Annotated in this window: 4 protein-coding genes; 3 read left to right on the plus strand and 1 reads right to left on the minus strand. The window is 39.6% G+C overall.

The annotated features are described in order from the left end of the window. Window positions 1-332 precede the first annotated feature (332 nt). The 3 genes from GR160_RS14565 (at window position 333) to GR160_RS14575 (ending at window position 12,958) form a co-directional block, all read left to right on the plus strand. Complete coding sequence (locus GR160_RS14565) at window positions 333-4,871, plus strand: GEVED domain-containing protein (protein WP_160750623.1); 4,539 nt, start codon at window positions 333-335, stop codon at window positions 4,869-4,871. A 382-nt stretch (window positions 4,872-5,253) separates the two neighbouring features. Beyond that, entirely contained in the window at window positions 5,254-9,459 is a 4,206-nt protein-coding gene (locus GR160_RS14570) for an S-layer family protein (protein WP_160750624.1), read from the plus strand. Window positions 9,460-9,631: 172 nt separating this feature from the next. Next, window positions 9,632-12,958, plus strand: coding sequence for a T9SS sorting signal type C domain-containing protein (locus tag GR160_RS14575; RefSeq protein WP_160750625.1), 3,327 nt, complete (start codon window positions 9,632-9,634; stop codon window positions 12,956-12,958). A 132-nt stretch (window positions 12,959-13,090) separates the two neighbouring features. Here GR160_RS14575 and GR160_RS14580 read toward each other — a convergent pair whose 3' ends face one another. Further along, a complete protein-coding gene (locus GR160_RS14580; RefSeq protein ID WP_160750626.1) occupies window positions 13,091-14,443 on the minus strand; it encodes an NAD-dependent succinate-semialdehyde dehydrogenase in 1,353 nt (450 codons plus the stop codon). Window positions 14,444-14,538 lie beyond the last annotated feature (95 nt).

Here is a 14,538-nt window from a genome sequence, read left to right on the forward strand (position 1 = left end):
TATTTTTTGTTAAATACAAAACATACATAGATGTGTTTTGTGATATTTTTGTAGATTAATTTTAACACTTTAGTGGTTTAAATCATTTTTTAACAAAAAATTAATCTAAAAAACGGCTTTTTCATACAAATCAGCAATAAAAAAACAATATAGAATCAGTGGGATAAACGAGTTTTAGTAAAAAATTGGTAGTATCTTACCTATATCTTCCCCTCTGAATAGAAGATACCTTAATAAAATCTTCTATAAATCAATTTTTGCTAAATATTTAAGCATAATACAATTCAGTAATTAATATTTGTACCTTAGGAAAACAAATATTAATTCTTTTTATGAAAAAAAACTACAACTTGTCATTAAAAAGGTCTTTAAGCTTTTTAAGGCCACCGGAAGGCAATAGCTGGGCTATTGATTTTCCAGATGTTTTGAAAATGAGCTGTATGCTCTTTACTACCATCATGTGTTTGTTTACTACAACTAAAACATTCGCCCAAGATGGAGACACTTGCGAAACTGCCATAAATTTGGCAACACTTACAAGCCCTTACAGTAGCACTACTGTTGGAGCTAACGACGATTACAGCATATTATGTGCTAACGGCAATACCTCTCCTGATTTGTTCTTTTACATTGAAGTACCGAATGGCTATACCTTAGTTATTGGACAAACAGAAAATGGTTACGACTCTGAAAACTATGTTGGCTATGGCACTGCGTGTCCGGGTCAAAACCAAATTGCCTGTTATGACGACCCGGATGTACAAAACGTAACCTGGGAAAACACTACAGGAAGCACTCAAACAGTATATTGGGTACAGGACGGATGGAATACTGCAGCAAATGAAGGTACTTTTACACTTGCCTGGACTCTTACTGCACCACCTCCATGTAATATCCCACGTTCAGTGACTGCTGCATTTACAACATTAACATCGGCAAATATTAGCTGGGAAGTGCCAGTAACAGGTACACCTACCGGATATGAGTATGCTCTTACAACATCTCCAACACCACCTGAAAGCGGTACTACTACTACAGCATTATCAGTAACGGGTGTTGCTACAACTGCCAATGCTTACAACTATGTGCATGTGCGCACAAACTGTGGGCCTGACGGATATAGCGAATGGGTAACTTACAGGTTCTACTCGGGACATTGTATACCTAACTCTCTTTACACTGGCTATAATATACTTAGCTTTATTACTACAGTAGGTTTTTCTAACATAGCAAATACTACAGCTCAAACGGCTTTTTATGCTAACAATTATGACGGAATGACTGTTAGCCAGGCATCAGGCGGAAGCTTTGACTTCTCTGCTGTTGTACCCGGTTATACAGGCATTGATATTTGGGTAGACTGGAATAACGACCTTGATTTTGACGATGAAGGCGAGCATGTAATTGACAACAACAATTATGGTTTTGCTAACACTACATACACAGGAACAATAAACGTACCCCAAGGCATTGCATTGGGCAGTTACAGAATGAGGGTTCGCTCACACTACTATTACTATGCTGATAACGGCCCTTGTATGGAATACACTTATGGTGCCGCTCAGGATTACAGAATTTTAATTACTACACCTCCTAGCTGTTATACACCTATAAACTTATTAGGTGTAGGCGTAGCATCTGGCGTTGCAAACCTTAGCTGGGCTGCACAGGATCTTGGTACAACACCTGTAGGATATGAATATTTTGTATCTACATCTACAACTTCTCCTGAATCAGGAACACCTACAACAGAAACTTCTATAGAAGGATATACTCCTATTGTAGACAACGAATGGTATTACCTGCATGTAAGGGCAAACTGCGGCAGTGGCAGCTATAGCGAATGGGTGGTTTCTCAGCCGTTCAGATACCTTCAGGGAGATACCTGCGAAAGTGCAATAGACCTTGCAACACTTACAAGCCCATACAGCTATACTACTGTAGGAGCAACGGCCGATTACAGCATTGCCTGTGCAAATGGCAACACCGCACCGGATCTTTTCTATTATATTGAGGTACCACACGGCTACACCTTAACCATAGGCCAAACAGATAACGATTATGACTCTGAAACGTATGTAGCTTATGGTGGTGCATGTCCTGGTGAAACAGTAATTGCATGTTATGACGACCCGGATATACAAACACATGTTTGGGAAAACACTACAGGAAGTACACAAACCGTTTATTGGGTACAGGACGGATGGAACACAGAAGCAAACGTTGGTAACTTTACTTTAGAGTGGAGCTTGATTGCGCCTCCTGCATGTAATATTCCAAGGGATGTTGTAGGTACTATGACTTCTCTTACAACTGCAGACATTAGCTGGGCTGTGCCAAACACAGGTACACCAACAGGTTATGAATATGCCGTTACATCATCTGAAACACCACCGGCAACTGGTACAGCTACAACTGAATTATCTGCAAGTGGCGTTACAACAGTTGCAAACGCTTACAACTATGTACACGTTCGTACTAACTGTGGCCCTGACGGGTACAGCGAATGGGTAACTTACAGATTCTACTCTGGCCACTGTATACCAAATTCAAACTGGACAGGCTACAACATTCAAAGTTTTAGCACTACAGTAGGTTTCTCTAATATTTCAAACACAACAGCACAAACTGCTTTCTACACAAACAACTACGACTCTATGACCGTAAGCCAGGAGCCGGGAGGTAGTTTTACCTACTCTGTTGCTGTACCGGGATGGACAAATCTTGAAATATGGGTAGACTGGAATAACGACCTTGATTTTGACGATGAGGGCGAACTTATGGCAAGCCACACTGCATATGGTTTTGGTAATACTGTTTATACAGGTAACCTTACTATACCTGGAGCAACAGCCGAAGGTGACTACAGAATGAGGGTTCGTTCACGCTACTATTACTATGCTGCAAGCCCTTGTAACGTTTACGAATATGGAGCAGCACAGGATTATAAATTATCTGTTACTGCACCGCCATCATGTTATACTCCAATAAACCTTTTAGGTGTAGCCGTAGCATCTGGCACAGCTAACCTTAGCTGGGAATCACAAGCGCTTGGCACTACTCCTGTAGGATATGAATATTTTGTATCTACATCTACAACTTCTCCTGAATCAGGAACTCCTATTACAGGAACATCTGTAGAAGGATATACTCCAATTACAGATAACACATGGTATTACCTTCATGTAAGGGTTAATTGTGGTGATGGAGACTACAGCCAATGGGCTATATCTGCTCCATTCAGATATTTACAGGGAGATACTTGCGACAGCGCTATAGACCTTGCAACGCTTACAAGCCCATATACTTACAGCACTGTAGGAGCAAGTAACGATACAAACCTACCTTGTAACACTAATACTGCCCCTGATTTGTTCTATTACATAGAAGTACCTAATGGTTATACATTAACTATCGGGCAAACTACTAATAACTATGACTCTACAAACTATATAGGTTATGGTGGAGCGTGTCCGGGAGAAACATCAATAGCATGTTGGGATGATGTTGACGAACAAACACACTCTTGGGAAAACCTTACCGGAAGCACACAAATTGTACACTGGGTTCAGGATGGTTTTGGAACAAGCACTGGTGGCAGCTTTACTTTAGAGTGGACATTAATTCCACCTGTAACATGTGATGTTCCAAGAGAACTTGATGTAAACCTTACATCGCTTACAAGTGCAGATATTAGCTGGATAGTGCCTAACACAGGATCTCCTGTTGGATATGAATATGCTATTACAACATCGGCAACTGCTCCTGCAAGCGGAACTTATACTACAGGTTTAAGTGCTACAGGTGTAGAAGTAACTCCAAACGTTGCAAGCTACCTTCATGTACGTTCTATTTGTAGCGAGGAAGACGGCAACAGTGTTTGGGTTACTTATGAGTTCTTTAGCGGCTACTGCCCTGCCGGCAATACAAACGCTACGAACCGCTACATAAGCAGTGTTACATCAACTTTGGGTGAAACCAACTTTGCCAGCACTTCTACATTTACTGCCGGTGGATATGCTGATTACACATCAGAATATGCAGTATCTACTTATGCCGGTGGTTCATTTGCCCTTACTGCAACACACCCTTCGGGAACCTATGCATACTGCGTATGGATCGATTGGAATGGTAACTTTGACTTTACCGATGCAGGTGAAAGACCTATTGCAACTCAATATGTTAACTCTCCGGCAGAATTAGGAACTATAACAGTGCCACTTGGAACTCCTGTAGGCACTTACAGAATGAGGATTAGAAACTCATTTAATACAGCACCAATACCGGTATGTGGTAACTTAGGTGATGGCGAAACAGAAGATTACATTATCAATGTAGTTGAAACACCTACTTGTTTTGCTCCTTATGGTGTAGAAATACTACCTCAGGATGAAACTATTGCAAACCTTAGCTGGGGTGCACCTATGTTAGGAAATCCACCTACTGGATATGAGTATGTGCTTTCATCATCTGCTACGCTTCCAACAGAGCCGGGTACAATAACATCATCTACCTATATTTTTGATGTACCTTTTAACCCTGCTACAGACACTTACCTATTTGTTCGCAGTATATGTGGTGAAAACGAATACAGCAACTGGGCAAGTAACGTTGTGATGGGTAATGGTAATAACGAGTTTAACGCCAACAACGTTATGGTATATCAGGAAGGTAAATCTATCAGTATTACAGCAGGTACAACACTTATAAAAGATGTAACTGTATTTGATATTCGTGGAAGAAAACTTTACTCTGAGAAAGATATTAACGCAACTCAGGCTGACATTAGCAACCTGCAGGTACAGCAACAGGTACTTATACTTGAAATTAATACCGAAAAAGGTAAAGTAAGTAAAAGGATAGTTTACTAAACCGTAAACTGTTCTATAATTTTAGAATCCTCACGCCAAAAGCGTGAGGATTTTTTTATAGCTTCTAATACAACTGTAGCTTTAAGATTACTAAATAGAATTAAAACTATTCTGAAAACATCTTAAAAAGAGGATTATAGCAATTAAATTATTTTTTTAACTAAAATAAATAATATCGTAAATAGCTGTTTATGATGAGAATAAAATTAAAAACAAGCTCAAAACTTGGTGATTTTATTAATTTAACAAACAATTAACTCAATTTTAGCAACGCAAAAGAAAGTACCTCAAAATTAACAATTTAAAAACATGCAGTTTATCGGCAAAATACATACTTTTGTCGGATATTTTAATTCCCCCTATAAAATACACTAAATTAAACATGCAAAAACTATTACACACACAGTTTTCTAAGCTACTGGTACTGTTAGTACTACTGTTTGGAGTTAATGCCTGGGCACAGACAACCAATTACGTTAGATGGAATTTTACATCTGCATCGGGTAATCACGTTACCGACTACACCTTACAGGATTCAGAAAGATCATCTGAACTTACAAGCCCTACCCTTACTTCATTTGTTAGGTCAAATACTACAATTGGCTTCGTGACCAGCGTTAGTTATCATGCAACTAATGGTTATACTGCAGCGTTGTCTGAAACTAAGTATCTTGAATTTTCAATAACTTTAGGCTCCGGACAAACTTTTAGAAGCGAAGCATTAACATTAGCATTAGCAGCAGCGGTTAATAGTACAAGCACGGCAGCAAGAAATTATCAGGTAAGATATGCTTATGTAACAGGAACTGCCACACCAACTTTTGCAACGGCAGGAACTGTTACCAATTTAACTACAACACAAACATCTTATCCTACTACTATACCGGCACCGTCAACCACTACCACAAATAAATTAACAATAAGAATTTACATGTATGGTAATGATGGAGGAAACACGCGTATTTACACAATGGGATTAACAGGTAGTAACCCACCTTTATCTACAACTCCTGCGTTTACTACTACTCCTTCATCATTAACGGGGTTTAGTTATAACCAGGGTTCAGGACCTTCAACAGCACAACCATTTACCTTAAGCGGGGCTAACCTAGCTAACCCTTCTGCGAATAGTAATGTAACAATTACTGGTAGTGACCATTATGAAGTATCGAAAACAAGTGCTACAGCAGGTTTTGCATCTTCAATAACAGTTCCTTATACAACCGCTACTTTAGCAAATACAACTATATATGTAAGACTTAAAGCTGGTGTTACGGGAGGAATTTATAATTCAGAATCAATCACTATCTCAGGAGGTACAGCAACGGCAACTGTTACCGCAAGCGGTAGTGTAATAGCACCTCCACCAGTAAACGACAATTGTTCGGGAGCCATTTCATTAACTGTAGATGCTGCAACTCCAACTTCAGGTACGTTTGTAGGAGCAACTCCAATGACCGGTGCTACACGCAATGATGTGTATTTTGAATTTACACCTACAGTATCCGGTGCGCATACAATTACAGTAAATAATTTTAGTGTAGCCACTGATAAAGATTTCAGAGTATATAACACCTGTATTCCTACTTATGTTACATCTGGAAGTACTTTTGTATTATCCGCCACAACTTCTTCAACTACTGAAGAGGTAGGAACATCTACAAATTTCACTGCCGGTACTTCTTATAAAATTTTGGTACAGGATTTTGGCGAAGGCGGAGGTACATTTGATATTCGTGTTGCAGGCCCTCCAGCTACATTAACAACAAGTACTGCTTCAATAACTTTTCCTGAACAAAATATTAGTACCATATCAGCATCACAAACATTTACAGTTTCAGGATCATCATTAACGGGAGTTCCTGGGAATATAACTGTTCAATCTTCTAACAGCAATATTTTTCAGGTATCATTAAATGGCACTGACTGGGCAGCGAACGCTACTATACCATATTCAACACGCACATTAACCGCTACAAACGTATATGTTCGCTTTACTCCATCAACTGTTACACCATACAATGCCAGCCTCACCATTAGTGGTGGTGGCGCAGCTACTTCACAAACAGTTACAATATCAGGAGCGGGTATAATATCTGCTCCAGAGACCATAGCGGCTACGGGAACGTCCTCAACATATTTTGACGCACACTGGAATGCCGTAGTTGGTGCTGACAGCTACAGACTGGATGTTAGCAGCACGCCTTTTGGTACAGGAGGTTCAGATATTGTAGCATGGAATTTCCCGGCTGAAGATCTAATTGCAGACGGAGGAATATCTGCTAATAGCTCAAAGACAATAAGTACAAACACAGGAGGAACAGTATCATACTTAACCGTTACCAACGCGACATATGCTGTAAACAGTACTGGTTGGGATGGAGGCATGAATACCAAATACTGGGAGGTAGAGTTTAGCACTACTGGATATTCTTCTTTGACACTATCTTCTGCGCAAAGATCATCAGCAACAGGACCAAGAGATTTTAAAGCCCAATATAAAGTAGGAAGCACTGGCACATGGACCGATATTGCCGGTGCTACAGTAGTTTGTGGAAATGCAGCGTGGGTTGCATCTGGAGTTCTTACAAACGTAGCACTCCCTGCAGAATGCGAGAACAAACCCTCAGTATATATTAGATGGGTTATGACATCGAACACCAGAGCCAATGGGGCGGCAGATGTTCCTTCAACTGGTACAAGTGCAATTGACAACATATCTATAAAAGGGTCAAGTGGAACTTTTGTTGGTTTATTTAATGATCTTAATGTAGGCAATGTGACAACTTATCCAGTTACAGGCTTAACACCAGGCACTAGCTACTACTATAGAGTAAGAGCCATAGCGGGACCAGCTACATCTGCAAATTCAAATGTTACATTGGTAACAACAGGACTATCAAAAAGATGGACGAGTGATGGATGGGTTCCAAGTACTCCAAGTATAATTGATGATGCAGTTATTGAATACCCGTATGCAACAAATCTGAATGGTGGTAGTTTTTCTTCTTCAAACCTAACCGTAGCCCCAACCGGATCTGTAAACGTAGCTACAGGTACTACAATTACAGTAGCAAACGGTATTACAAATAATTCTACTTTATTAGAAGAAGGCTTTAAAGTGCAAAACAATGGTGCTGTTGTGCAAACTAATGCAACTGCAAATAGCGGATCATTTAAAGTTATTAAAAACAGTAATCCTTTATTCAGGCTTGATTATACCATGTGGTCTTCTCCGGTTAGCGGTCAAACGCTTGGCAGTTTCTCGCCTCAAACAACCACAGGCCGTTTTTATGAATACAAATATGATTATGATGCCACTTTAGGCACAAACGTAGAGCAATACTTTATTGTTGACCCTGCTACAAGTTTTACCACTGCAAAAGGCTACCTTATCCGTATGCCAAACTCAGACAGCACCCCTAACTACAACAGTGGCGGCGCAACTCTTAGCTATGAAGGCAAGTTTACCGGTGAACTGAACAATGGTACTAAAACCGTAACAGCATCTGTTCAGGGTAACCGCTATACAGCTGTGGGTAACCCTTATGCATCTCCAATAAGTGTGGTAGATTTCTTTGCGGCAAACACTAACGTAATAGATGCTACATCGGGTATTTATTTCTGGAGAAAAAAGAACAGTTCAACAACATCTTCATATGCTACATTAACACTTGCTGCTTATACGGCTAATGGAGCTTCTTCAGGCTTTACTCCTAACCCTGTAACAGGAGGCGGATCAGAGCAGGGGGTATATTTCCAGGGTTCTGAAACCAACTGGCTTATCTCTCAGGGACAAGGTTTTATTGTTAAAACAAAAGCTGCCCCAACAGAAACCGATATTAAATTTACCAACAGCATGAGACGCAGTGCTCCTACCAATGGTAATCAGGCATTTTTACGCACATCGGCACATGCACAGCCTTCACGCCTTTGGTTAAACCTTAGTAACAACAACAGCTTTAGTCAGGCTGCAGTTGCCTACTTAGAAAACGGCACAATAGGTATAGACTATGGTTATGATGGCCGTCAATTGACAGATAATAACAATGTAGTATTGTACACGCTTAGCGATAATATTAACCTGGCAGTACAGGCAAGGCCTTTGTTTACAGATACAGATGTTGTTCCTGTGGGCTTTACAGTAGCGGTGGCAGGCGAATATAAACTTGCGCTTGATCATTCAGAAGGTGTGTTTGATAATGGCCAAACTGTTTATATTAAAGACAATACAACCGGACTAACGCACAACCTTACTGATGCTGATTACACATTTACTGCTGAGGCCGGTACTTTTAATGGAAGATTCCAAATTGTTTATACAACACAGGCTTTGGGCAATCAAGATCCTGTATTAAACCCTGCCAGTGTAATTGTTTATAAGAGCGAAAATGTACTTAACATCAACTCTGCGACAGCACAAATTAATGCTGTAGCGGTTTATGACGTTCATGGCAGAAAACTTTACAGCAGTACAAACATCAATAAAAATGATGTTGCTATTTTGGGCTTACAGGTTTCAAATCAGGTAATTATTATTGAAATATCTACCGAAAAAGGCACTGTAAATAAGAAAATAGTTTACTAAAAAACAGTTAATTTTCATTAAAATTCCCTGGTAACTTTTTTATCAGGGAATTTTTGTTTTGTTAAAGGATTGCACTTGACCGATAAATCGTTCGTTTTGACCGATAAAAAATTTTATTAGCTTATAACAGTCTGTAAGTCAAGGTTACTTTGTTTCATAAAATGGAGAAATTATGAATACAAAACGACTCTTTAGTGTATTAAACACACTATTAATTACAGGAATTTTGTTTGTTGCAAACTATTCAACTGCACAAACAAGGCAGTATGCTACAACGGTATCGTCATCTGCAACATCTGTGACCAGTACCACGTACCCAATTAGCAGAGCTGTAGACGGAACAGGAAGCAGTGATTTAACAACAGCTGCACGAATTACCACAACAACAATATTAGGTGTAGGAAGTTTAATTATTGAATCTCCCAGCCATATTGAATTACAGTTTCCTACTTTAAACGGAAACGTAAATGTCGCTGCCAACACTACCGTATATGTAAAAATAAATATGGAGCAGGCCAATGCACTACAAGCTCTTGTAGGTGGCGCACTTGGAAGCCTGCTTAACAACTTACTAGGGCAACAATATCTTCAGGTAAGTGCAAGGAACTCAACAGGAACTACAGTTTTCAACAGTGCTACCTTTACTGATTTTGCTCAGGAGCGTTTAAGGATTGTTAGGGATAATGTTGGAAATTATTATATAAAAGTAACTCCAAATGCTGCTTTTAACCGTATTCGTATTGATAACAGAATGAACGGCATTGTATCTACACGCTGGTTAGACGTTTATGGTGCGTTTTATGTACAGGGAAATACAGGCTGTGCTTTAGGTTCTTATACCTCTTACACTGCAAGCGGAGTAGCTTCTATAAGCCTAACAACACCCGAAGGTGTTACCAACCCTCAATATGCAATAGATGGCAATGCCACAACCTATTCAAACATTAGCTTAGGCACTTTGGGTGTAGCATCTTACATTGAACAAACTGTTTATTTTGAAGGGGTGCCACCCGTAGCTACAGATGAATATACAATTAAACTAGGTATAAACAGTTCCTTGCTCTCGTTAGGAATATTAAATGGTGTCCAGATATTTGCTTACAATGGCGGAAATTCTACCCCGGTTTACAGCAGGCGACTGGATGACAATGCTTTTATTAATCTGAACTTAAATACAGCAATAACCAATGGGCAGCCAATTTCGATACCTATATTGCCAGGGCAGGTTATAGACCGAATAACGATCAGGCTAAACGGTCTTGCAAACTTAAATGCACTTACAAACAGCATACGTTTGTATGAAGTAACTAAAGGCAGTTTTGCGGTTAACGTTACAGGTGGCGGCAGTTTCCATCAGGGAGTAGCAACCACACTTACTGCCACAGTAACCGGATGTAATGGTCCTTTTACCTATTCATGGAGTGGCAATGGCCTTTCAGGAACAGGAACTACACTAAACGTTCCTAACACATCGGCTCCAGGCACATATACTTATACTGTTACAGTAACCGATAGTTATGGTGTTGTAAAAACAGGCACGGCAACGGTAATTATAGAACAGCCTCCAATTCCCGGTTCTATTACAGGTGCTACCACAGTTTGTACAGGCGATACTCCCCCTACCCTGACCCTTACAGGTTATATAGGAAGCATTGTGCGTTGGGAACGAGCTTCTACCTATGGCTTTGCGAGCCCAACTACCATTGCCAACACTACAGCGACACTTCCGGGCTCTTCTATTGGAGCAATAACTTCTACCGTTTATGTTAGGGCATTAGTACACAGCGCTACTTATGCAGATGAATATACAACCCCTGTAGCACTGATGGTAAAAAGTACTACCTGGGATGGTACAGCATGGAGCAATGGTGTACCTGATATTGCAACAACAATATACATTAACGGCCCATATAGCGAAAATGTTGACTTATACGGATGTAGCCTTGAGGTTAATAACAATGCTGTGGTAAGCATACCAACAGGCAGAACCGTAACACTTAATAAATTTATAAGGGTAAACGCAGGAAGCAGCGTTACTTTCCAGAATAATGCACACCTTATTCAGCAAACTAATGCTGTAAACATAGGAAACATTACATTAAAACGTAACAGTTCATCACTTTTCAGGTTAGATTATACATTATGGTCTTCTCCGGTAGTAGGCCAGCAACTTTTGGCTTTCTCTCCTAATACAACCCTTGGAAGGTTCTATGAATATAAATATGGATATGACGCTACCTTAAATGCAAACGTAGAGCAGTATTTTATAATAGACCCTAATACAAACTTTGAAACTGCAAAAAGTTACCTTATACGTATGCCAAACTCAGATGTTACCCCTGGTTATAATGCCGGTAGCACTGCAATAACATATCCTGGTAGTTTTACAGGTGTTCCTGTAAACGGAATAGTTACAAAAGCACTTTCAACCCAGGGAGACCGTTATACGGCAATTGGTAACCCATATCCTTCTCCAATAAATGTGCATGCATTTTTTGATACAAATCAAACAATACTTGATCCTACGGCAGCATTGTATTTCTGGAGAAAGAAAAATAATACCCAGGCTTCATCTTATGCTACCCTGACCCGAGATGCCTATGCATACAATCATGCAACAGGAGGCCATACAGGCGAAGATCAATATGGTGGTGCGCAATGGGCTACGTTCTTTAGCACAACCCCAAGCAATCAATGGGTTATTAATCCGGGGCAGGGCTTTATTGTAAGAACAGCATCGGGCGCAACAACCCCTGTGGTTACTTTTAATAATGCAATGCGAAGGGGCGATGTACACAACCCTCAGTTTTTCAGGACTGCAACCCCAGATCTTATTTCGCGTCTTTGGGTAGATATGAGCAATGAAAACACCTACAGCCAGGCTGTTCTTGTATACAGCAACACTGCTACTTTAGGTATGGATACCGGAAGGGAAGGTTTAGCCCTTAATAATGGCGGACTGATTTCTTTCTACAGTGTGGCCGAAGACAACAACCTTACCATACAGGCAAGGCCGGAGTTTAGCACAGCCGATATTGTTAGAATGGGATATACCGGAACAGCAGCAGGACAATATACTATAGCGGTTCGTAATAAAGATGGTGTATTTGAAAGTGGTCAGAACATATATCTGAACGACAGGCTGCTTAATCAGATTACCGATATTACTGTTAACGGATATACTTTTACCACAGATGCCGGAACATTTAACGACAGGTTTGAGATTATTTACAGCACTCAGGCACTTGGCACAACATCTAATATATTCGATGCAAACAGCCTCATAGTTTATAGAGAAAACAACGAAATAAACATATCTGCTGGCAATACATTGATTAATGAGATAAATGTTTATGACATTAGAGGCAGCAAACTGTATAGTAAAAATGGTATCAACGCCACTACTGAAAAAATTACAGACCTGCAATCATCTCAGCAAATGCTGATCATAGAAGTTAACACCGAAAAAGGTAAAGCATCTAAGAAAATCATTTTCTAAAAAGATATTTAAACCCCTCCATGTTGAAGTCTCCGTTGCAATGCAGCGGGGATTTCTTTTTTTAAATAAAACCCCCACTTACAAGCAGTCAGTTACTTTTATATCATTATTCAGAGTATATAATAGAAATAACTATCCTATATATACTGTTTTTACATTTACAAACTCTTTAATGCCATTCTCTGCAAGTTCGCGCCCATAACCAGAACGTTTAATACCACCAAACGGAAGTGCCGGATCAGATTTTACCATAGCATTTATAAACACGGCACCTTCCTCAAACAAATGCAGCTTACTTTTAATGCCGTCAACATTTTTAGTAAATATAGAGACCCCAAGACCAAACTGGGTTTTATTACTTAGACTGACAGCTTCATCAAAAGTTTCAAAGGACATTACAGGAACAGCCGGGCCAAAAGTCTCTTCGGTAAAAACAGGCATATCTGTAGTAATATCTGTCAAAATGGTAGGCTCATAAAAAGCCTCACTCCTATTTCCTCCGTAAACTATCTTTGCCCCCATGGCTACCGATCTGTTTACCTGATCTTCGATATCTTTTGCCAGATCTGTACGGGCCAATGGTCCCAAATAGGTATCTTCATTAAGCGGATCCCCAACTTTCAGTTCTTTTACTGCCTCTGTAAACTTTTCTATAAAGGCCTTAAAAAGGCTGCTGTGTACAAAAAAACGTTTGGCAGCTATACAACTCTGTCCCGCATTTTGAAAACGTGCATTAACCGCAATAGGAATAACCTCATCAAGATCAGCATCACTGCAAACAATAAGGGCATTACTGCCGCCAAGCTCCAATACTGCCTTTTTTATTTGCGCGGCTGCAATAGAAGCTACAGAGGCTCCGGCTTTTTCGCTACCTGTTAATGATACGGCTTTAACATCCGGATTCTCGATTACCTTTTTAACCCTATCGCCACTTATAAGAAGGTTTTTGTAAATCCCATCCGGGAAACCAGCCTCGGCAAATATATCTTCAATTAACAATGCGCAGCCGGCCACGTTACTGGCATGTTTAACCAATACTGTATTACCGGCAATAATAGCAGGAATCGCAAACCTGAATACCTGCCAATAAGGAAAATTCCATGGCATAACACCTAAAATTACACCTAATGGTTCATAAACAACAAAACTTTCAGATCCATCAGTATCGATTTTTACCGGTGTCAAAAAAATTTCTGCGCTATTAATATAATATTCGCATAATTTTTTGCATTTTTGTACTTCAGCTAATGACTGAGAAATGGGTTTCCCCATCTCTAAAGTACATTGTTTTGCCAGTAAATGTTGTTTATTTGTTAACACATTTACTAATCTTTTTATAAAATTTAGCCTGTCAGACATTGGTTTAGCCCTCCATGCTGCATAGGAATTAGCGCTTATTTTTGCTATATCAGCAGCCTCCTCATCCGTAATATACTGATGTTGAGACAAAAAAGAAGAATCATAAGGATTATTTATAAAAAACATTTTTTATTTTTGTTTAAATTATTTATAAAAATAACACATATTTTCTTAACTTTATTTTACTATTTTTACAGAAAAATTTCAACGTACTGATAAAC

Source organism: Flavobacterium sp. Sd200 (assembly GCF_009826935.1).
Taxonomy (GTDB): domain Bacteria; phylum Bacteroidota; class Bacteroidia; order Flavobacteriales; family Flavobacteriaceae; genus Flavobacterium.

Bases quoted from the DNA above. Each gene is read 5' to 3' on its own strand.
- GR160_RS14580 (WP_160750626.1), bottom strand. From the start codon at position 14,443: ATGTTTTTTATAAATAATCCTTATGATTCTTCTTTTTTGTCTCAACAT.
- GR160_RS14565 (WP_160750623.1), top strand. From the start codon at position 333: ATGAAAAAAAACTACAACTTGTCATTAAAAAGGTCTTTAAGCTTTTTA.
- GR160_RS14570 (WP_160750624.1), top strand. From the start codon at position 5,254: ATGCAAAAACTATTACACACACAGTTTTCTAAGCTACTGGTACTGTTA.
- GR160_RS14575 (WP_160750625.1), top strand. From the start codon at position 9,632: ATGAATACAAAACGACTCTTTAGTGTATTAAACACACTATTAATTACA.